Here is a 22,319-nt window from a genome sequence, read left to right as displayed (position 1 = left end):
GCAAGCCGGGTGGTGTGAGAGGGCGGGGGAGTAATCCCCCTACCTACTCGATTATCTGCATAGCAAAGTATGGTCTTTATACCTACAGTAGTTATTCTGAATTTGTTAAAATAAAAGATATACAGCATCGTTTTTTAGAAAAAGGAATATTTGTTTTACTTTTGTAAGATACGGTTCTTGTAGTGGCAATATAAAAGAGATTTGTCTATATAAGAAATGGATCGAGAATTTCCTGGAAGTATAAGATAGGTTGGGGGTAATTCAAATGAAAAAAATATTTCTATCGGATAGATTTGCTGAGTTATACAGTGCTTATTATAAAAAATCCTTTTTGTTTACCAAATCCTATGTTCAGGACAAATATGTAGCGGAAGATATCGCCTCCGAAGCGTTGATGAAATTATATGAGAAATTGCAGAAAGAAGAGATTGAGAGTATTCCTGCTTATTTATTGACTTTATTGAAAAACCAATCGTTGGATTATCTGCGTAAAAAAGCTGTCAGGGATAAAGCACATGTAGATTATTCCACTGCGGATTATGAGGAACTGAATTACCGTATATCCACTTTACAGGAATGTGACCCCAGTCTGATCTTCTCTAAAGAAATTCAGAGTATTATTGATACAACACTGGAACAGTTGTCCCCGCAAACCCGTAGGGTTTTTGTATTGAGTCGCTATGAGAATTATTCCAATAAAGAGATTGCCGCGGCGCTAAATATCAGTGTGAAAAGTGTTGAATACCATATTACCAAAGCCTTGAATCTATTTCGTGAGAACTTGAAAGATTACCTTCCTTTGTTTTATTTCCTTTTTCTTTTTTAAAAAAAACAGATTTTTTGTTTAGGGTTGCCGGGATGTAATACGTCATCTATTACAACGACGGTAATTTAACTTGCTTTTGCGAGAGATGGACGATTTATTAAAAAAATATCTCGAAGGAGATACCAATCGAATAGAAAACAGAGATGTTTTTGAATGGATCAGGCAGTCAGATAAAAATGAGCAGAAATTCAAAGCGTTAAGACGATTGCATGATATTGCCATATGGCGGGATGATGCAACCTCTGCGCCAGTTGTACGGAAAAAAGTTCAAAAACGGAATGTCAGCATTTTTATACGTATTACGGCAGCATGCATACTGGCTATGGCTTTATTTTATTTTTATCAACAGGTATCGGACAGCGATATTGAATGGATAGTCGGACAATCCGATGCCGGGATGCAGGAGATGAGTGTACCCACCGGACAATATGCCGAGTTGGTGTTGGATGACGGTACAAAAGTCTGGCTTAATTCTAAATCGACTCTTATTTTTCCTTCTCGCTTTATCGATACAGAAAGAGTTGTGTGGCTTTCCGGTGAAGGATATTTCGAGGTGGCTCACGATTCCGGTCGTCCGTTCAAAGTTGAAACACAACAATATAGTATAGAGGTGCTTGGGACGGAATTCAATGTCCGTGCTTATGAGGGATTACAGCTTTTTGAGACATCTCTATTGGAAGGAAGTGTGATGGTCAGATCGATACAAACGTCGGAAGACCTGTATTTAAAACCGAATGAGCGGGCTATCGGAAAAGACAGTGAACTGAATATAACCTCTTTTAATAAAGATGAATTTTTGTGGCGGGAAGGAATTCTTTTTATTGATAATAAATCTATTTATGAAATCCTACCGGTATTAGAGCAATACTTTGATACCAAATTCATAATAGAGGAAGACAGCGTTGAAAAACATAAAAAATATACCGGAAAATTCCGTATTCAGGATGGAGTTGAGCACATTTTGAATGTACTTCAGATCCAAAATACATTCTCATACGAAATGCATCAGGAAGATAAAACAATTATAATTAAATGAAGGCCTATGGAATAAGAGATATTTTATCAAAATTTAAGAACATGAGTAAAACGACTAATTATTAATAATCTAAAATCAATTTAATGAATAATGGAACATATTAGTAGGAAAAGAGTGAACATTCTTAAGAACATGAGAGGACTCTATACACATAATATACGTGTCTCGGTACTTCTTATATTTACTTTATTCACGTATTCTCTGAGTGCAAATTCTCAGGATGTAAAGGTGAGTTTAACGATTAATAACAAGCCTGTTATAGATGTATTGACAGAAATAGAAAAGCAGACAGATTATTTATTTGTTTACAGTTCCGATGAGATCAGTACCAATAGGAAAGTTTCAGTGCGTGCTAATAATGAGTCTATTGATAAGGTACTGAAGGATATTTTTTTCAACACGGATATTGAATCAAAAATAGAAGGGAAAAATATTCTTTTGGTTAAAAAGCAGGAAAATATAGCAGCCATACGTCAATCGGGGCCAGTCGTGACCGGGATCGTCACTGATTATTTGGGAGATCCTCTTCCCGGTGTTAATATACGGGTGAAAGGAATCGATGCGGGAGCCATTACGGATATTGACGGTAATTTCAGGCTCGAAGTTCCTTATGCGAATGCTACGCTGGTATTTTCTTTTGTAGGTTTTCAGCCGCAGGAAGTAGCGCTTGGAGGAAGGGATCATATAACCGTACAATTAGTAGAAGACAGCAAAGCATTGGAAGAGGTGGTGGTTGTCGGATATACCACACAAAGGAAAGCAACCATCACCGGTTCGGTGGCGACTATAACCACTAAAGATCTTAAGCAAAGTCCCACTGCAAACATCAATAACGCTTTGGCAGGGCGTATGCCGGGATTAATGGTCAATCAATTCAGCGGAGGAGAGCCGGGAGTAGATGTGGCCGATGTCAATATCCGGGGTATGGGAACATACGGAGATAAATCTCCTATTGTAATCGTTGATGGCGTTGAGCGGGATATGAGTTATCTGTCTGCGGAAGAGATAGAGACTTTTACAATACTCAAAGATGCTTCTGCTACTGCTGCTTATGGTATCAGAGGTGCAAATGGTGTTATTATTGTAACGACAAAGCGGGGGCAGGCCCAGGAAAAAGCCACGGTGAACTTTAAAGCATCCGTGGGTACGAATCATCCCGTGAAATTCCCTCAATATTTGGGTTCGGCCGATTATGCGACGCTTTACAATGAAGCGATGATAAACAGTAATCCGAATACCGATCCCTCCTCCCTTACTCTGTTTTCAGCGCAATCCATAGAAAACTTCAGGAATGCAAAGGGAGACAATTCGGATGGCCTGGGATATAACTGGGATTATTTCGATTATGCTTTTAAACCGGGAATCCAGCAGGACTATAGCCTTTCTGTCAGGGGAGGCTCCAATCAGGCGCGTTATTTTGTGATGGGGAATTACTATGAGCAGAGCGGTAATTATAAACATACGAATTTAACACAATACGATACGCAGGCGGTATTCAAACGCTATAATTTCCGTGCTAATGTAGATGTGGATATTACGAAAGATTTTTATGTGAAAGTAGATCTTGGCGCGCGTATTACGGACAGGAACGCACCCGGAACCACAGCTTCGAGAGTGGTAGCCATTGCCAATACTCAACCTCCCTATCTGCCTATAACCCTGCCTGATAACGGACATCCGGAAAATGAGTCCTATGTCTTAAATAATCCGTATGGCCTGCTATATGGTGATTTTTTACATCGCTACAATATATTGGGTGAGTTATCGCGTACCGGTTATTTGAACGAAAAGAAAACTTTTTTGAACGGTTCTTTTGCATTAGGACATAAGCTCGATTTTATTACCGAAGGTTTAAAAATAGAGGGGATCTTCTCTTATGATGCCGAAGAGGGACGTTGGATCAGAAGGGTGCTTGAAACACGTGCCGACGGTTATGCAAGTTATGGTCGGTATGCCACCTTTCAGCCTGCAGAAGGCAATCACGGGGCGTTCTATATGAATAATACCTATTATGACGGGCGGTATGTATTAGGTAATCCCTGGTATAATACTGATGAGACAATAGGGAACAGTTTAAGCCATAATGCTGCGCAGAGTAAGACCTATTATCAGTTGAAACTGGAATATCTGCGTCAGTTCGGAGGACAGCATGATGTGTCGGGTCTGGTTTTATTTAACCGCTCAACACGTAGTTATGACAACAGGGTGGAATACCGTTATCAAGGTATAACGGGACGGATGACCTATGCATTTGAGAACAAATACCTGGCGGAATTCAATATCGGGTATAACGGCTCAGAAAATTTTGCTCCCGGTAAACGGTACGGGACGTTCCCCGCCGGTTCATTGGGATGGGTTATCTCCGAAGAACCGTTTATGGATGGTACGAAAAATTGGCTGGACAACTTGAAAATAAGGGGATCATACGGTCTGGTGGGAAGTGATAAAATATCGGACTCCAATGATGATCGCTTTGCTTACCTGCAATTTTACGTAGGCGGAAGCGGATACAGTTTTGGGATCAACGAGTTTGGCAGCGGACTCAGTGGGTTACGGGAAGGTAATTTTGCCAATCCGAACCTTACATGGGAGAAGGCCCGGAAATTGAATATCGGTATCGATGCTTCACTTTTTAGGCAGCGTTTGAACTTCTCTATTGATTATTTCAATGAGTATCGGTATGATATCATCACCAGCTTAAGCGGAGGAGATAAACTGGGATTTCCTGATATTGTGGGAAAAGACGCTCCCTTTATCAATTCAGGGATTGTGGAAAACCGTGGTATTGATTTTGAAATAGGATGGAACGGACGTATCGGAAGAGATATAAGATACTATATCCGGCCTAATTTCACTTTTGCACGCAACAAAATAAAGTTTATGAATGAAATTCCTTATGATGAGGAATACCGGAGAAATACCGGTAAACGAATTGATGAACATTTTGTGTATGTATTCGACCGTTTTGTCTATGATCAGGAAGATGCTGATCGTTTGAATGCCATGAACAGTGGAAACGGATTTCAACCGTGGGGCAGGCTCTATCCCGGTGATGTGGTATATAAGGATCTGAACGGTGATGGAAGGATCGATGATGAAGGAGACCGCATGAATATGGGATACCCAAGGACTCCGGAAATACAATTCGGGATCCCTTTGGGAATACAATATAAAGGATTTGATTTGAGTGTTCTTTTCCAGGGTGCGATGAACAGCAGTGTCCTGTTGAACGGTGCGGCCGTATGGGATTTTCCGGCATACGAGCAGGATCAGACGGGAAAAGTGAAACCCATGCATTTTAACCGATGGACGGAAGAAACAAAAGATACGGCTACTTATCCGCGTCTTACTATCGGTGCAAATAATAACAATAAGAACGAACAAAGTAGTTTGTTTTTATATGACGCGTCGTACCTGCGATTGAAAAATTTTGAAATCGGATACTCTTTACCGGGAAAAGCCATCAGATTCGCCGGATTACAAAATGTAAGAGTTTATGTGCAGGGAATGAATCTGCTTACATTTGATAATCTCAAAGAAGTTGACGTTGATCCTGAAACAAGAAGCGGTGACGGTTCCTGGTATCCCGTACAACGTATTTTCAATTTTGGAATAGATATAACTTATTAATACAGATAAAGACAATGAACAAGATAAAGTTATTTGCCGGATTAATAGCATCTATATCACTCTTATTCATGGGATGCGATGATTATTTAGACAGAATGCCGGACGATAAAGTAAACGAACAGGAAGTCTTCACCCGTTTTGATTATGTAAATCAATTGGTAACAGATTTGTATGAAGGAGCTAAATCAGCCAATAAACCGCTCATATATTTCAATCACTTCGGTACTGCTGCTATTACAGATGAAGCCAGTGCCAGCAGCCACGAAGCCGCTATTCCGCATCAGTTCCATATCGGAAATTACGGCCCGTCTCAGGGAATGCCTGATCGTAGCAGTGTAGGACAATATTGGTGGGATCTGTATACTAAGATCCGTAAGGCAAATATTATACTGGAAGGCGTGGAAAAATACAATACGCCTGACAATCCGCAAAAGGGGCGGGAAGGAGATATTGTGAAAAGAGTGGGGGAAACGTATTTCCTGCGTGGGTATCTTCACTTTCTGTTGTTACGTGCTTATGGTGAAGTTCCCTATGTGGATCATGTGATAAATCCGGATGATGATATGTCATTCACCCAATTATCGGCACATGAAGTAGTGGAACGTATTTGTGCCGATGCCGATGAGGCATACGCCAGGGTTGCAGCCTTTAACGGAGGACAGGATTTTGGTCGTGTAGATCAGGGAGCCTGTCTCGGATTGAAAGCGATGGCAAGGTGGATTGCCGCCACCCCTATGTATAACGGAGGTAATTTCCCCAGCGATACACGGTTGTACAAAGATGAATACGGATATGATGCAAGTAGATGGGAAGCCGCTAAAACGGCAGCAAAAGCAGTGATGGAAGCCAAAGATAACAGCGGAGGGTTACGTTATTCTTTATATTCGAAACATGATGTGAACGATTTCGGTGATCTTAACAACGATAATACAAACAATAGTAAAGTCTATCGGCGTTTATGGAATATGTTTTTTGATATGGATGCCATACAAAGCGAATGGGTATGGTTTGTGACGAGAGATAAGGATACCGGTTGGTCGGGAGATGTGTTGCCTCCATCGCAAGGCGGGCATGCAAGACAGCGACCCCTTCAGCAACAAGTGGATGAATATGAATATATTGCTCCGGACGGGTATGGATATCCTGTATATGCCGACAGAGCCGTCTCGGACGGATACGATGATGAGAATCCGTATGAAAGCGTTCGGAGAGACCCTCGTTTCTACCGGGACATTCGTTACCACGGTTCTGTTTATCGGAGTACGACATTGAACACCGCTGAAGGAAATGACGCCGTAAGCGGAAGTTATCTTGATAACGCATCTCACACAGGTTATTATTTACGTAAATTTTACAAAGATGGATGGACCAGGGGGGACGGATCTCATATAATCAACGGTCCCGCTATCTGGCGTCTTCCCGAGATAATGTATATCTATTGTGAAGCTGTAAATGAGACAACCGGTCCCAATGAAGAGATCTACGGTATACTGAATGAGATACGCGCACGTTCTTTTATGGCTCCCATTCCGCCGGGCGCAAGAACGGACAAAGAGTTGATGAACGAATATATACAAAGAGAGCGTCGTGTTGAATTATTCTATGAGAATCATCGTATATGGCATGCCCGGTTATATCTGGAGCCCGATGATCCGGCTGAAATCGCTCTTGAAAATGCTTATGTGAACGCCGATAGCTGGCCGTATCCTAAAACACAACGTTGGTCTCATGGAATGAGACCTGTTGAAGATGAGAATGGGAAAATCGAAGTAAACGGTAAAAAATATAAGATGCAACGGTTTGAGATTCAGGAAGGACGGGTATTCGAAACGCCCAGACATTATCTGTTCCCGATAATGACGGATGAATTGAAACGAACTCCGGGATTGGTGCAGAATCCGGGGTGGTAGAAACCTGGTAACGTCATAATGCAACTATAAATAAGGTGGTCCGAATAACGATTTGATTTTGGGCAACCTTATTTTATAGGAGAATTGATCATTTAATTTGGTAGATCATGTAAAAAAGAGGTTGAGAAGGCGATTGTGCAGTATATGTTGACAAGTGGATGTTTCAAAATCTTAATAAATACAATCAAATATGAATATATCCGTAAAATAGTTGCATACGTTCTTAGGAACTTCTATTTTAGTTCCCGTTTTTCAGACAGTTTCAATAACAGGTATAACGATACAGTCCATTTATTGTTTTGGAATTTTTAAATCCGATCAGAAGATAGTATAATAACTCACATAATTAATTATGACAACGCGTAGAAATTTTATTAGAAAGACCGCGATGGGATTAACTGCATTTGCCGTACATCCTGCCTGGGTCGCCTCATCGGTAAGAGGAGAGGCTGCCAAGAGAAAATTTGTTTCCAACCGTCCTGCCACCGGTGACCGCCATTTCACTTCGGCAGCCGTAGAGCAAACCATTACAAGGGTCAAAGCAAAGATAAAAGACCCCAAACTGGCATGGATGTTTGAAAACTGCTTCCCCAATACGTTGGATACAACGGTCAATTTCAGTATGAAAAACGGTAAGCCCGATACCTTTGTGATCACCGGCGATATCGATGCCATGTGGCTTCGCGATTCGTCGGCACAGGTATGGCCTTATCTGCCGCTTACCAAATCCGATGAAAAACTGAAGCAACTGATCGCAGGAGTGATCAACCGGCAAACACAATGTATTCTTATCGATCCTTATGCCAATGCTTTCTATGCTGAACCTAATCCGGACGGGGATTGGAAAGACGATCGTACCAGGATGAACCCGATGCTGCATGAACGTAAATGGGAGATCGACTCGCTCTGCTATCCGGTGAGACTTGCTTACCATTACTGGAAGATCACGGGTGATACTTCCGTCTTTGATGCCGACTGGAAAAAGGCGATGGGACTTGTGATACAAACATTTAAAGAGCAGCAGCGCAAAGAGGGTCTTGGCCCTTATAAATTTCAACGGGTAACGGAACGTCAACTGGATACAGTAAATAACGACGGATACGGCAATCCGGTCAGACCGGTGGGACTGATCGTTTCCACATTCCGCCCTTCAGACGATGCCACTACCTTTCAGTTTCTTGTTCCTTCCAACTTTTTCGCCGTCACTTCACTGAATCAGATAACCGAAATTGCCGAAAAAGTAGCAGGAGACAATACGTTGGCAACTGAAAGCAAGGCATTGGCCGACGAGGTGAGCAATGCGCTTAAGCGGTACGCCATTGTAGAGCATCCCAAATATGGAAAAGTGTATGCTTTTGAAGTAGACGGCTTTGGCAATGCCTATTTCATGGATGACGCCAATATACCCAGTTTGTTGGCAATGCCTTATCTGGATGGCGTTGCACAAAATGATCCCATTTATCAGAATACTCGAAAACTGGTATGGAGCGAAGATAATCCTTACTTCTTCAAAGGAACTGCCGGAGAGGGTATCGGAGGTCCGCATATCGGATATGATATGGTCTGGCCGATGAGCATTATTATGCGTGCACAGACCAGCAGTAGCGACGATGAGATCCGGGATTGCCTGCGGATGTTGCGTGATACCGATGGAGATACAGGCTTTATGCATGAGTCGTTCCATAAAGATGATCCGGCTAAATTTACCCGGAAATGGTTTGCCTGGGTAAATACCCTCTTTGGAGAGTTGATCGTGGATTTGGAAGGAAAAGGAAAAATGGATTTAGTCAACTCGATATAGTCCGATAATCAATAAAAAGGAATGAAAAGAAAATTATTTGTTATTGCGACTGTATTGTCGCTGTGTGCAGGATATACCGGAAAGGCAGCAACACAATCAGAGAACACGCCGGTCGATTATGTAAATATCCTGATGGGGACCATGTCCGAGTTTCCCCTGTCTCACGGGAATACCTACCCGGCCATAGCTGTTCCCTGGGGGATGAACTTCTGGACGCCCCAGACCCGCAAGATTGGTGATGGCTGGCAATATGTATATACCGACTACAAACTGAACGGGTTTAAGCAAACCCATCAACCGAGTCCTTGGATGAATGATTACGGGCAGTTCTCCATTTTTCCGATGACTGACAGGATGGAATTCGATCAGGAAAAAAGAGCCAGCTGGTATTCGCACAAGGCCGAAGTGGCAAAACCCTATTACTATAGCGTTTATCTTGCCGATTATGATATCACTACGGAGATCACGCCGACCGAACGGGCTGCCGTTTTCCGTTTCACGTTTCCCGAAACGGAAAAAGCCTATGTGCTGGTCGACGCATTCGACAGGGGATCGGCAATAGAGATCCTGCCTGAAAAGAATGCCATTATCGGTTACACTACGCGCAATAGCGGAGGTGTACCGGAAAACTTCAAAAACTATTTTGTGGTTCAGTTCGATAAACCGTTCCAATACAAAAATGTGGTGAAGGACGGAGATATCAAACAGCAGGGCAATAAGGCTGAAGCCAATCATACCGGTGCTTTTATCGGCTTCTCTACCCAACGGGGGGAAAAGGTGATCGCAAAAGTGGCCTCTTCTTTCATCAGTTACGAACAGGCCTGGCAAAACCTGAAAGAGGTTACCGAGAAAGATTTTGAAACGGTGAAACAGGAAGGTCGTGACGTCTGGAACGAGGTGCTTGGCAAAATAGAGATAGAAGGTGGTAACCTCGATCAGAGACGTACGTTCTATTCTACTTTCTACCGCTCTACGCTGTTCCCCCGCAAATTCTATGAGATCGATGCGAAAGGAAACATCATCCATTACAGCCCCTATAACGGTGAGGTCCTTCCCGGATATATGTATACCGATACCGGATTCTGGGATACATTCCGTGCACTCTTTCCCTTCCTGAACCTGGTCTACCCGTCGGTAAATGTGGAAATACAACAAGGACTGGTCAATACATATAAGGAGAGCGGATTCCTGCCGGAATGGGCAAGTCCCGGCCACCGGGGTATCATGATCGGCAACAATTCGGCTTCGGTGGTGGCTGACGCCTATTTGAAAGGTTTACGCGGATACGATATCGAAACGCTCTACGAGGCGATGTTGCACGGTACTGAAAATGTGCACCCTAAGGTCTCCTCCACAGGGCGTTTAGGTCATGAATATTACAATACATTAGGCTATGTTCCCTATGATGTAAAGATCCATGAAAATGCCGCACGTACGCTGGAGTATGCCTATGCCGACTGGACCATCTACAAACTGGCCAAAGCGCTGAATCGTCCCCAGGAGGAGATCGACCGGTTTGCCAAACGCAGTCAGAACTACCGGAACCTTTATTCGCCGGAGCATAAACTGATGCGCGGACGCAATAAAGACGGTTCGTTCCAGTCCCCTTTCAGTCCCACGAAATGGGGAGATGCCTTTACGGAAGGGAATAGCTGGCACTACACATGGTCGGTATTCCACGACCCGCAGGGATTGATCGACCTGATGGGCGGCAAGAAGGAGTTTGTGAATATGCTCGATTCCGTATTTGTGATGCCTCCTATTTTTGATGACAGCTACTATGGAGGAGTGATCCATGAGATCCGTGAGATGCAGGTGATGAATATGGGGCAGTACGCGCACGGCAATCAACCCATTCAGCATATGCTCTATCTTTATAACTATGCGGGTGAACCGTGGAAAGGCCAGTATTGGATACGCGAGGTGATGGATAAGCTCTATAGCCACCATCCTGACGGCTATTGCGGTGATGAGGATAACGGACAGACTTCGGCGTGGTATGTCTTCTCCGCACTCGGGTTCTATCCGGTTTGTCCCGGTACCGACCAGTATGTGATAGGATCTCCGTTGTTCAATAAGATGACCGTTCATCTGGAAAACGGGAATACCATCGAGATCAATGCGCCGGATAACAGCAAGGAAACAAGGTATGTTTCCGGCATCAGGATCAACGGAAAGGAGTATACCAAGAACTACTTTACGCATGACCAGTTGATAAACGGAGCCAAAATTGATTTCTCCATGTCCGCCACGCCCAATAAAACACGCGGCATCAATGAGTCCGATTTTCCCTATTCGTTCTCTAACGAAAAGGAGTAAGTCATATTAACTATCAAATGGAAAAAGTGTCGCCGGAATTTTTTTGGTGGCACTTTTTGTATATAAAGAGGGTCTTTAAAATAAAACCAGCCATATCAACTTTTTTCCTTATTTTTGCGGCGGCCGGATTGTTACAAGGTTACGAGCAATAACAGCGTGTATTTTAGATTGCGGCAGGACAGATAAATTTAAAAATCAAATTGGAATCAAAAATGTTGTTTTCAGTATTAGATATAATCGGTACGATAGCTTTTGCCATTTCAGGAACGCTTACCGCCATAGAGAAGCGGTTCGATATTTTTGGGATTGCTATTATTGCAGCCGTGACGGCTATAGGTGGCGGAACATTGAGAGATATGCTTATCGGGAATACTCCGGTAATGTGGTTGCAGCATCTTGAATATCTTTACATCGTGATTGCTACTATTATTGTTACGATCTTTTTCCGGAAAAGTTTGAATAAACTTCGGAAATCCCTTTTACTGTTCGATACAATAGGAATAGGAATTTTTACGCTTATTGGGATACAAAAAGGCCTGTTAATCGGTTTGCACCCTATAGTATGTGTCCTTTTAGGTACGGTAACCGCTTGTTTTGGAGGAGTGATCAGAGATACGCTTTGTAATGATGTACCGATCATCTTTAAAAAAGAGATTTATGCCACGGCGTGCATTATCGGTGGGGGTATATTTTTCTTGACTCAATACTGGGGGTTGACTCAGAATTCAGTCTATTTGGCTACCATTATATCCATTATTACCATTCGGCTTTTTGCCGTACGTTTGCATTGGTCATTACCAGTGGTAAAACTATAGGAAGTGTCAGAACCACTAATGATCCCTAATGACTCAGTATTGACAAAATAACCCTACAAAAAAAGCCGGCTCTCTGTTACGAAAGCCGGCTTTATTCGAGTGTTGCGGAGACAGGACTCGAACCTGTGACCTTTGGGTTATGAGCCCAACGAGCTACCAACTGCTCCACTCCGCGATCTGTTTTCCTTAATTGGACTGCAAAGATAGACATTTTTATTTAAAATACAAAATAATCCCCGAACTTTTTTATTTGTGGCCGAAAAATCGTACTTTTGAAAAAATTTCTCCTTTATGTCAGATAGTTCAGATAGTATAGTACTCATACCTACTTACAATGAAAAAGAGAATATCGAGAACATCATCAGGGCAGTTTTTGCTTTGGAGAAAGATTTTCATATTCTGGTGATCGATGACGGATCTCCCGACGGGACAGCTTCCATAGTGAAGAGTTTAATGTTAGAAGAGTTTGGAGGTTGCTTGTTTATTGAGGAGAGAAAAGAGAAATTAGGCTTGGGTACGGCGTATATCCACGGATTCAAATGGGCATTGATGCGTTCTTATGACTATATTTTCGAGATGGATGCCGATTTCTCACATAATCCGGAAGATCTCCCCAGACTATACGCTGCCTGTCACGACGAAGGGTATGATCTTTCCGTCGGATCGCGTTATGTCACCGGCGTAAATGTGGTAAACTGGCCAATAGGACGTGTGTTAATGTCTTACTTTGCATCAAAATATGTACGTGTTGTCACGGGACTTAATATTAAGGATACTACGGCCGGCTTTGTCTGTTACCGTAGAAAGGTGTTGGAAACTATTGATCTCGATCGTGTCCGGTTCAAAGGATACGCTTTCCAGATCGAAATGAAATATACGGCTCATGTACTCGGGTTCAAGATAAAAGAGGTGTCGGTGATTTTTGTAAACAGACAGCTCGGCACCTCTAAGATGAACACGAGTATTTTCGGCGAAGCTTTTTTTGGAGTGATCGACCTCCGACGACGTAAGGCAATCGGTAAAATAAAACCCCACCCTGAAAAATGACCGGGTTGATCAACAATTCAACAATTCAACAGCTTGACATGATTCTTATTCATAAAGCGACGATAATTAATGAGGGAAACAGCTTTACAGGATCGCTGCTTCTGGAAGGGGAGAGGATTTCCCGTATTTTCAAGGGGGACGTGCCCGAAGCTGTGCTGAATACCTGCCGGCAGGTGATTGATGCACGTGGTTTATGGCTGATGCCCGGTGTGATTGATGATCAGGTCCATTTTCGGGATCCGGGATTGACACACAAAGGGGATATCCATACCGAAAGCAGGGCAGCGGTAGCAGGTGGAGTGACATCCTATATGGAAATGCCCAATACCAACCCTCAGACGGTCACATGGGATGCCCTCTGCCGGAAGATGGAGATGGCTGCCGGAAAATCGGTCGTAAACTTTTCATTTTATCTTGGGGCAACCAATGACAATATGGAGGAACTGAAAAAGGCAGACTTGAAGCAGATATGTGGAGTGAAGGTCTTTATGGGTTCTTCCACCGGAAATATGCTGGTGGATAATGATAAGGCCCTGCAACGGATCTTTGCTGAAGTTGATACGCTGATCGCCACACATTGTGAAAAAGAGGAGATTATCCGAAAAAATATCGATATCTATAAAAAAGAATTTGGAGATTTTATCCCTATTCAATACCATCCGCTGATCCGAAGTGCGGAGGCATGTTATCAGTCGTCGGCACATGCTGTGGAGTTGGCAGATAAATATGGTTCGAAATTGCATGTGTTGCATCTCTCTACTGCCCGTGAACTTAGCCTTTTTGAAGCGAAACCATTAGATGGGAAAAAGATCACGGCGGAAGTATGTGTGCATCATCTTTGGTTTTCAGATGCTGATTATGAAAAGATGGGATCAAGGATCAAGTGGAATCCTGCTGTGAAAACTGCGGAAGACAGAGAGGCTTTGAGGGAAGGATTGAAAACAGGTAAGCTTGATGTGGTGGCTACCGATCATGCGCCTCACCTGTTGAGCGAAAAAGAGGGAGGGGTGTTGCAGGCTGCTTCAGGAGGACCACTTGTGCAACATTCCCTGCAGGTGATGTTTGAGCTGATGAAAAAAGGTTTGTATAATAAAGAGCTGGTAGTTGAGAAGATGTGTCATGCGCCGGCGCAACTTTTTCAAATACGTGAGAGAGGGTTTATTAGAGAGGGTTATTATGCCGATCTGGTATTAGTTGATCCTTTTAAGCCATATACCGTTACTCCTGAAAATCTATTTTACAAATGCGGCTGGTCGCCTTTTGAGGGAAATACTTTCAGTTGTTCAATCCATACCACTTTTGTCAACGGGAATATTGTCTATCAAAACGGAAATGTAACCGAAGGAGTGTTTGGAAGGGCGCTTGAATTCAACAAATAATTCAAATTTCATAAGGCGCATGCATTTTCTGTACTTGCTTTTAAAAGATAGGCAAGTAATAAAAGGGGAAGACGAAATTATAATTAACCCTCTTTGTTGTGGATTGTGAGGCAATTTTGTATTTTTGCGCTGAAGTTTTTATTTAAAAATCTTGACGAGTGAGATTTCTGTTTACTGTGCAGGGTGAGGGGAGAGGCCATTTTACACAGGCACTTTCCCTGGCTGCCGTACTTCGTAAGCATGGCCACGAGGTGGTTGCCGTGCTTATTGGTAAAAGTGATTCCAGGCAGACGCCGGCTTTTTTCATTGATAAGATTGGAGCTCCCATATTTGAATTTGATAGCCCCAGTTTTACCTCCTTCTACAAGCAGAAACGTCCCAATATCCTGATCAGCATGGCGAATAATTTTCTCCGGCCTTTTGTTTTCAAGGATAGCCTGCAATTTATCAAACATAAGATAGAAGAGTTGAAGCCCGACAAGGTGATCAATTTCTACGAGATGATTACCGGTATGGCTTATGGTATCTACCGTTTTGATAAGAAGATGGGGATAGAGATGATTACTCTTGCGCATCAGTATGTATTGCTCAATCCTCACTATAAAACGACTGCGGAACAGGACATGAAATACTACTTTTTACGGATGCTCTCCAGGATCACTTCCACACGGGCATCAAAAATACTGGCGCTTTCTTTCAGGGATATGCCGGGATCGAAAAAGAAGAAGATTGTGACTGTCCCGCCTCTATTGCGATCGGAGGTTTTTGAAATAGCGCCATCCGATGGTGATTATATCCACGGTTATATGTTGAATGCCGGCTATTTTGACGAGGTGTCGGAGTGGCATGAAAAACATCCCGAAGTTCCATTACGTTTTTTCTGGGATAAGAAAGGAGCCGATGAGGTGACCCATGTTGGTGATAACTTCACACTGCATAAGTTGAATGATGAAGAGTTCTTGCGGAGCATGGCCGGATGCAAGGCATATGCCACAACATCGGGATTTGAATCTCTTTGTGAGGCACTTTATTACAGCAAACCTACACTTATGGTCCCGGTACATGTGGAGCAGGAATTCAATGCTTACGATGCAGGCCTCTCGGGTGTAGGTATCTCGGCCAAGAAATTCAAATTGAACAAGTTGATCGAGTTTGTCCCCGATTATACCCCAGATAGCAATTTCAGGGAGTGGGTTCACCAGGCAGAAGAGCGGTTTATAAAGGAGATATTCGAATAAGTGCCAGCTAGCTGCCTTTACTCTCGGGCGATTCCACAAATTTAGCTTTTCCTTTGATTACCCACTCTATTTGTTATAGAGCCTTTAATTCCAGATTACATCATCGTTTTTCTTTATACCGTGGGAAGGAAACGGATGTTTTTCATCAAAAGGATATAATGTTTTAATATCTTCTATTACAATAGTGTTTTCATTCAACGAACCGTCAGGATTGATAGCTTTTGTCAAGTCAAGCTCTAGGTGTTTCGCTAAAAACGGATATACAGCAACCCGCTTATTATAATCATAACCATGTTTGTCATCAGGCAGATGTACGCTCTCAACCAAATCCGATTTACCGTATAACTCATAAATATATTTGACGAAAGGATATTCAACCTTAGGGGTGTTTTTTGTCCAGTCATCACCGTCAGAAACGAGCATTAACGGCCGTGGAGCTGCACATGCCGCTATTTCTACATTGTTGGTCTGATAATTTTCAGCCTTGTGTATCGGCATTCCACTCTCACATACACATCCGCCAAAAAAATGAGCAGAGACTTGAACTACAGGGACAGATACCGAAATTCTGTCATCGACCGCTGTAAGTATGAATGCTTGTGTTCCGCCACCGGAGGCTCCGGTAATACCGATCCGATCAGGATCCGCACCCATGGAAAGTAAGAAGTCAACACTCCTGATACTATTCCACAATTGTTGTTTCAATGCTTCCGGATGCTTATGGATCCATTCGTATTCTTCGGCAAGTTGTCCGTATCCAACCATGTCGTATGCAAAAACCATTGCCCCCATCCGGGCCATAACGGCGAATCGTTTTTGGGCATCGGGGCGATATCGGCCATAATCATCAAGATCTGACCAATGTCCATGGGTATTTAAAATAGCCGGCAGTTTTTCAGTCTTGTTTAACGGAGTGTAGAGACTTCCTGTTACATATACTCCGGGTAGGCTTTCGAAAGCAACATTCTGAACCTGATAACCATCGTATGTCCGTGTATCCCCAAAAATAGGATTGAGAGGGCACTTTTCGGGGAATTTCTCCAATCCTGTCCCTTTTAAAATCTGTCTTCTTATTTGTTCCGAACGTTTCTTCCAGTCGTCGGTGGTTGTGTATTCCTTACGTTGTTTTTCCAGAAATTCTTTCCCTTCAGCCTCGCTCCAATAGTTCCCGACACAAAGCATGGTTGAGTCTGCTTGTTTTGTTCCGGCAATATTTTCATTCCTTTTAGAGTTACAGGAATCAAACAGAAAAACCACGACCAACAGGAATAGAAAAATTATTTTTTGAATAAATTCCCGTCTCATTGTTTAATAATTTAAATTAAAATCAGGGATCATTATAACCCTACCGAATCCCTGTAGAAATCGAATGCTTCGAAAAGCAATTCTTTATCCGTTGTCTGGTCAATCTGTACATCCCCTATATCGCTCAACAGTGTGAAATGGATGGTATCACCTATATTTTTTTTGTCGTGCCGGGCTATTTCGTACAATGTTTCATAATCGTCACATGAGATGGGGAATGCGCCATAGTGCTCCTGAATGAAACGAACACTCCTTTGTAGTTTTTCTTTCGGGAAACCACAAAGCCTGTATGATAGCCAGAGTTCCACGATCATCCCCCATGCCACGGCATAACCATGAGGGACAGGCTTCTCGCTGTTCATGGCAAAACTCTCAAACGCATGGGCTGTAGTATGTCCGAAATTCAATGCTTTACGGATATTTTTTTCGTATGGATCTTTTTCCACGACACCCTGCTTGATGTTCACCGACCGGAAAACGAGCTCATTCAGCTTTGAATAATCTGGCTCATTGAAAGAGTAGGCAAGTACCTCTTCCCATTCCGCAGTTGAGTGGATCAACGCATGCTTGATCATCTCCGCGTATCCCGATAAAATGTCGGAGTGACTAAGTGTATGGAAAAAATCGGACGAGATGATCACAGCCTCGGAGGGATAAAAGGAGCCGATCTCATTTTTGTATCCTTCGAAATTGATACCGGTCTTCCCGCCTACGGCTGCATCCACCGCTCCGAGCAGCGTAGTGGAAATATTAATATAGCCGATACCTCGCTTAAAGGTCGCTGCTGCAAATCCTCCCAAATCGGTGACCATGCCTCCTCCAAGATTCACCAGTAATGAATGGCGTGTCGCACCGTTTTCAGTGAGGAGTTGCCATACCCTGGTGAGGTTTTCAATTGTTTTGTTGGTATCGCCGGCAGGAATTACAATTTCTTTGGCATCCCGCATTAATGGTATGCCTGCCAGTAGGGGAAAACAATGAGTATGCGTATTTTCGTCTGTGAGAATAAACAGTTTATCGTGCCTGATGTTTTGAATTGCTTTTTCTACATCGGTTATAAGATGGTCGCTTTTGATGATTTGCTGCATAGCTTATATTTCTAATCGGTTGTTATTGGACTTTTTATTGTTTTCAAGGCATGATATAACTCTTCCTGGATACGCTCTCTGATGCTAAGAGTAGAAAAGCGGTTGGGAGTCCTTGAAGGATTTACCCTATTGGAGAGAAAGATATAAATCATATTGTGGGTAGGATCGACCCAGAAGCTGGTGCCGGTGAAGCCGGTGTGACCATATACTCCGATGGGAGTTCCCGGACTGGTCGGGCTGTATCGGCTGTTGGTGGGATCGGGTTTGTCAAATCCCAGGCCACGGCGACTGATGCTGCTTTTCGTCGTGGTAAAAAGCCTGACCGTCTCTTCACTCAAATAGCGTTCTCCTCCATATTCTCCTCCGTTAAGCCACATCTGATAGAGTTTGGCCAGGTCATTGGCATTGGAAAAAAGGCCTGCATTACCCGATATGCCGCCGAAAAGGGCAGCACCTTCATCATGCACGTACCCTCGTACGTGTTGTTTGCGGAAAAAAGGATCATTTTCAGTCGCAGGAATTCTTTCAATGGGTATATGCTTTAACGGTTGGAAAGTAGTATATGCTCCCAGCTTATAGTAGAAATTCTGTTTCACGTAAGTATCCAGATCCGTTCCCGACACAGACTCCACTGCTTCCTTCAAAAGCATGAAATTAAGGCAGCTGTATCTGTAGCTCCCTTTCCGGCTCAACGGAGTATCGATGACCTCTTTCAACAGTTTGTCGTGCATCTTGTTGCTTGCATACAGTCCTTTGGCGACGGGAAGATAAAATTGTTCCGATTCACGTGTAGAGATCAGTTCAGGTAGGAACTTATAGTCAGTACGGCCCCAGGCCCCTGCATAACGGGCATGATAGATTGCCGATTGCTTGCCGAACAGGGAACCGGAGTAGCTCTTTTCGTCAATAGCTGCGGCATAGTAAGGAATAAAAGCAATTACCCCTGTTTCATGCAATAGCAGTGAACGTATGGTAAGATTTGCCTTATTGCTACCCTTAGTCTCCGAGACGAATTTACTGAGCGGATCCTGAAGGCGTATTTTTTTCTCGTCATACAATTTCATGATAGCAGGGAGGGTCGCAGTTGCCTTGGTAACCGATGCCAGGTCGTAGACTGTTTCGTCCGTCACTTCAGGGCTTTCCCCGTAATCGAATTTGCCGAACTCCCTTTCATAGATCACCACCCCGTCTTTTGCTACCAGGATTTGGCATCCGGGATAGGCCCGCTGTCTGATCCCTTCCATTGCAATACTCTCTATCTCACTGAATCTTTCCGAAACTAACCCTGTCTCTTCGGGCATAGAATAGCCCAGGCGTATCTTTTCTGTGTTAAGGCCTGTGCCTTCCTTAATAGCAGTAGTCGATACCGGAAGCTTTCCGCTGATACCAATTCCTCCGAAAATACCCTGGGCAGCGCTCATCTGCGCGAAATCAGTAGCATCGTAGCCTATAAGGGTTACTGTGGTGTTGTTGAATGATGCTTGAAAATTATCTATCCTGTAAGGAGAGGTGAAAAATGTAAGTATAGTCTTCCGGTCTTTTGTCAGTTGTTGTAACGCTGCCGCATCAACGGCATTGCTTGAATGGATGGAGATAATAATCAGGTCATACTCTTTCAACGCTTTTATTTCGGAGAGTGCTGCTGTGGATTGGGCATTGAAAGTGGTTAGGGGGGCGTATTTTTTCAGATACTTGTGGAACGTGTTGTCAGCAGGAGCACCGATGGAAACGGCTGCGATCTTTGTCTGGTCGAGTTTCCTCACCGGGATCAACTCATTCTCATTTTTGAGAAGCGTGACAGCACCATCATAAATCTTCCGCTGTATCCATTCTGCAGAAGAGGCATTTACTTTGTTATGAATGGTTGAGGTATTGATAGGGGTAAACTCGTTTGCACCAAGGATATATTTGTAAGAAAGTATTTTCCGTACTTTTTCTTCGAGGAGTGAAGTTGGAATTGTACCGTCTTCGACTGCTTTTTTCACTGATGCGAATTCTTTTCCCTGGTTTACAACTCCTAATATGATGTCATTGCCAGCCAATAGGGCTTTTATGCTTGCTTCGGGTTGATCAGAGACGCCCTTCATAGCCATACCGTCGGTAAAAGTGAGTCCGGTGAAACCCATTTCCTTTTTGAGAAGGTGTATGCCTACTTCAGGGGAAAGCGATGCAGGCATACCTTTTGTCTGTAATGCCGGCACGTTCAGATGACCTGTCATCATTCCCGACAGTCCGGCATTGATATACTCACGGAATGGAAAAAGTTCTATTTGTTCCAATCGTTCGCGGTTATGCGGGATAGTCGGTAATGTCTTGTGAGAGTCTTCAGAGGTGTCGCCATGACCGGGGAAATGTTTAGCTACTGACATCACGCCGTTTTCCTCCAATCCTTTTGCATAGGCAATTCCTTTCTTTGCCGTATTGACCGGATTCTCTCCGTAGGAACGTGTACCGATAATGGGATTTTTAGGATTACTATGGACGTCGAGTGAAGGGGAGAAATTTACATGAATACCCATTTCTCTGCATTGGCGTGCTATTTCCTTTCCATAGAGTTTCACTATCTCTTCATCCTGTATGGCTCCGATTATCATATTCCTGGGATATTTCGGGGCGTCTGTCAACCGCATGGACAAACCCCACTCACCGTCAAGGGAAATCAAAAGCGGTATGTCCGCAAGTTGTTGGGCATAATTAGTAATATCGGCCTGCTGAGCCAATGTTCCCTTTGAAAAGAGTAATCCTCCTACTTTCTGATTCCGGATATACCCCGATATTCTGCCCTTCCAACTACTATTTGGTTCTACTATGGGCATAAAAAGCTGTCCAACCTTTTCGTCGAGGGTCATTTTTGTATATACCGAATCCACCCACCGCGTCATTCCTTCCTTATCCGTCTGTTCATACAGATTGGTAGACACCTGCGCTGATACAAGCACCGGGTATATAATAGAAATGCATAAAAAAAGCATCTTTTTCCTCATTGGTCTCTTCATATCGCTCTCTACTTAACTCAATTAGTAATTACTAATTACCAATTACCAATTACTAATTACTAATCAGCACTTTTCTGCCTTTCCCACCTTTTCACCGCTTTGTTTTCTCCAATTCTACATCTATTCTCCCTACATAGATTCCGCGACCGTTGGTCTGGTAGATCATTACCTCCTTATTATCCAGGTTTTTGCGTATTTCCGGCTCTTTCATATAGGTGTGGCTGTGCCCGCCGATGATCAGATCGATATTTCGGGTTGATTCTGCTAATATGAGATCCTGCGGGTAACCCAGGTGGGAGAGGCAAATCACCATGTCACATTTATGTTGTGACCGGAGCTGTTCAGCCAATTTGTTGGCTGTCTTCACCGGATCAAGGAATTCCATTCCCTTATAGTTCTCTACGGCAATCAATCCCTGCGGACGCACGCAGATACCGATGACACCTATACGAACGCCATCTTTTTTCAGGATAATATAGGGTTTGACGAGTCCTGCCAATGCTGTCCGGGAAAAATCGTAATTGCTGGAGATAATGGGGAAATCGGCTTTACGCACCACCTCTTCGAGCACTTCCATCCCGTAATCGAACTCATGGTTACCCAGCGTGGCAGCATCATATTTCATCAGGTTCATTGCTTTCACTTCCACTTCTCCTTTGAAAAGGTTGAAATAGGGTGTACCTTGTAGGAAATCTCCTGCATCGAAGAGAAGCACGTTTTTATTCTCTTTCCTGACTTTATCCACATAAGAGGCCCGTCGTACCACACCTCCTTTGTCGGCAGCTGTCCTGTCGGTCTCAGGCAGAGGTTCTATTCGACTGTGGCTGTCGTTGGTATGAAGAATCACAATCTTCTTTTGCGGGAATGCCTGAAAAGAAAGAAACAGGGAGAGGCAGAGTATGATAAGGCGGTTTGTTGAATACATATTT

14 protein-coding genes and 1 tRNA gene are annotated in these 22,319 nt (G+C 43.4%); 10 read left to right on the top strand and 5 right to left on the bottom strand.

The window, feature by feature from the left end; all coding sequences use genetic code 11:
• The first annotated feature begins 265 nt into the window (after positions 1 to 265).
• From U2P89_RS07850 to U2P89_RS07820, 7 genes are all read left to right on the top strand, one after another.
• On the top strand, positions 266 to 826 hold the full coding sequence (locus U2P89_RS07850) for an RNA polymerase sigma-70 factor (protein ID WP_322191137.1): 561 nt from the start codon (positions 266 to 268) through the stop codon (positions 824 to 826).
• A gap of 85 nt (positions 827 to 911) precedes the next feature.
• Entirely contained in the window at positions 912 to 1,862 is a 951-nt protein-coding gene (locus tag U2P89_RS07845) for a FecR family protein (RefSeq protein ID WP_092119265.1), read from the top strand.
• Positions 1,863 to 1,994: 132 nt separating this feature from the next.
• Positions 1,995 to 5,492, top strand: coding sequence for a TonB-dependent receptor (locus U2P89_RS07840; RefSeq protein WP_322191140.1), 3,498 nt, complete (start codon positions 1,995 to 1,997; stop codon positions 5,490 to 5,492).
• Positions 5,493 to 5,506: 14 nt separating this feature from the next.
• Positions 5,507 to 7,402, top strand: a complete 1,896-nt coding sequence (locus tag U2P89_RS07835) for a RagB/SusD family nutrient uptake outer membrane protein (RefSeq protein WP_322191136.1) — start codon at positions 5,507 to 5,509, stop codon at positions 7,400 to 7,402.
• A 352-nt stretch (positions 7,403 to 7,754) separates the two neighbouring features.
• The gene (locus U2P89_RS07830) at positions 7,755 to 9,203 is read left to right on the top strand and encodes a glycoside hydrolase family 125 protein (RefSeq protein ID WP_322191135.1); all 1,449 of its coding nucleotides are present in this window, start codon (positions 7,755 to 7,757) and stop codon (positions 9,201 to 9,203) included.
• A gap of 21 nt (positions 9,204 to 9,224) precedes the next feature.
• The gene (locus U2P89_RS07825) at positions 9,225 to 11,522 is read left to right on the top strand and encodes a GH92 family glycosyl hydrolase (RefSeq protein WP_322191134.1); all 2,298 of its coding nucleotides are present in this window, start codon (positions 9,225 to 9,227) and stop codon (positions 11,520 to 11,522) included.
• 212 nt (positions 11,523 to 11,734) lie between these two features.
• Entirely contained in the window at positions 11,735 to 12,337 is a 603-nt protein-coding gene (locus U2P89_RS07820) for a trimeric intracellular cation channel family protein (protein ID WP_322191133.1), read from the top strand.
• Positions 12,338 to 12,439: 102 nt separating this feature from the next.
• On the opposite strand, the gene U2P89_RS07815 is transcribed toward U2P89_RS07820, so the two are convergent.
• Positions 12,440 to 12,512, bottom strand: a tRNA-Met gene (locus tag U2P89_RS07815).
• A gap of 116 nt (positions 12,513 to 12,628) precedes the next feature.
• Here U2P89_RS07815 and U2P89_RS07810 point away from each other — a divergent pair.
• The 3 genes from U2P89_RS07810 to U2P89_RS07800 all read left to right on the top strand — a co-directional run bounded on the left by U2P89_RS07810 (position 12,629) and on the right by U2P89_RS07800 (position 16,001).
• Positions 12,629 to 13,384 carry a polyprenol monophosphomannose synthase gene (locus U2P89_RS07810; protein ID WP_322191132.1) on the top strand — a complete coding sequence of 252 codons (756 nt, stop codon included), beginning with the start codon at positions 12,629 to 12,631 and terminating at the stop codon, positions 13,382 to 13,384.
• Between the two features lie 38 nt (positions 13,385 to 13,422).
• Positions 13,423 to 14,763 (top strand): dihydroorotase, encoded by a 1,341-nt coding sequence (locus tag U2P89_RS07805; RefSeq protein WP_322191131.1) that lies wholly within the window; start codon positions 13,423 to 13,425, stop codon positions 14,761 to 14,763.
• 158 nt (positions 14,764 to 14,921) lie between these two features.
• Positions 14,922 to 16,001, top strand: a complete 1,080-nt coding sequence (locus U2P89_RS07800; RefSeq protein WP_322191130.1) for a glycosyltransferase family protein — start codon at positions 14,922 to 14,924, stop codon at positions 15,999 to 16,001.
• 84 nt (positions 16,002 to 16,085) lie between these two features.
• On the opposite strand, the gene U2P89_RS07795 is transcribed toward U2P89_RS07800, so the two are convergent.
• The 4 genes from U2P89_RS07795 to U2P89_RS07780 form a co-directional block, all read right to left on the bottom strand.
• Positions 16,086 to 17,306, bottom strand: coding sequence for an acetylxylan esterase (locus tag U2P89_RS07795; RefSeq protein WP_322191129.1), 1,221 nt, complete (start codon positions 17,304 to 17,306; stop codon positions 16,086 to 16,088).
• A 32-nt stretch (positions 17,307 to 17,338) separates the two neighbouring features.
• Positions 17,339 to 18,394, bottom strand: a complete 1,056-nt coding sequence (gene aroB, locus U2P89_RS07790) for a 3-dehydroquinate synthase (RefSeq protein ID WP_322191128.1) — start codon at positions 18,392 to 18,394, stop codon at positions 17,339 to 17,341.
• Positions 18,395 to 18,405: 11 nt separating this feature from the next.
• Positions 18,406 to 21,333, bottom strand: coding sequence for a glycoside hydrolase family 3 N-terminal domain-containing protein (locus U2P89_RS07785; RefSeq protein ID WP_322191127.1), 2,928 nt, complete (start codon positions 21,331 to 21,333; stop codon positions 18,406 to 18,408).
• Positions 21,334 to 21,481: 148 nt separating this feature from the next.
• Complete coding sequence (locus tag U2P89_RS07780; RefSeq protein WP_091906209.1) at positions 21,482 to 22,315, bottom strand: bifunctional metallophosphatase/5'-nucleotidase; 834 nt, start codon at positions 22,313 to 22,315, stop codon at positions 21,482 to 21,484.
• Positions 22,316 to 22,319: the final 4 nt, after the last annotated feature.

The organism is Proteiniphilum sp. (assembly GCF_034331125.1).
GTDB classification, from domain to species: domain Bacteria; phylum Bacteroidota; class Bacteroidia; order Bacteroidales; family Dysgonomonadaceae; genus Proteiniphilum; species Proteiniphilum saccharofermentans.
Note: the sequence above shows the minus strand (reverse complement) of the source record. Positions and strands in the feature narration are given on the sequence as shown.

Excerpts from the sequence above, each read along its gene's own strand:
- U2P89_RS07850 (WP_322191137.1), top strand. The coding sequence starts at position 266 with ATGAAAAAAATATTTCTATCGGATAGATTTGCTGAGTTATACAGTGCT.
- U2P89_RS07845 (WP_092119265.1), top strand. The coding sequence starts at position 912 with ATGGACGATTTATTAAAAAAATATCTCGAAGGAGATACCAATCGAATA.
- U2P89_RS07840 (WP_322191140.1), top strand. The coding sequence starts at position 1,995 with ATGAGAGGACTCTATACACATAATATACGTGTCTCGGTACTTCTTATA.
- U2P89_RS07835 (WP_322191136.1), top strand. The coding sequence starts at position 5,507 with ATGAACAAGATAAAGTTATTTGCCGGATTAATAGCATCTATATCACTC.
- U2P89_RS07830 (WP_322191135.1), top strand. The coding sequence starts at position 7,755 with ATGACAACGCGTAGAAATTTTATTAGAAAGACCGCGATGGGATTAACT.
- U2P89_RS07825 (WP_322191134.1), top strand. The coding sequence starts at position 9,225 with ATGAAAAGAAAATTATTTGTTATTGCGACTGTATTGTCGCTGTGTGCA.
- U2P89_RS07820 (WP_322191133.1), top strand. The coding sequence starts at position 11,735 with ATGTTGTTTTCAGTATTAGATATAATCGGTACGATAGCTTTTGCCATT.
- U2P89_RS07810 (WP_322191132.1), top strand. The coding sequence starts at position 12,629 with ATGTCAGATAGTTCAGATAGTATAGTACTCATACCTACTTACAATGAA.
- U2P89_RS07805 (WP_322191131.1), top strand. The coding sequence starts at position 13,423 with ATGATTCTTATTCATAAAGCGACGATAATTAATGAGGGAAACAGCTTT.
- U2P89_RS07795 (WP_322191129.1), bottom strand. The coding sequence starts at position 17,306 with ATGAGACGGGAATTTATTCAAAAAATAATTTTTCTATTCCTGTTGGTC.
- aroB (WP_322191128.1), bottom strand. The coding sequence starts at position 18,394 with ATGCAGCAAATCATCAAAAGCGACCATCTTATAACCGATGTAGAAAAA.
- U2P89_RS07780 (WP_091906209.1), bottom strand. The coding sequence starts at position 22,315 with ATGTATTCAACAAACCGCCTTATCATACTCTGCCTCTCCCTGTTTCTT.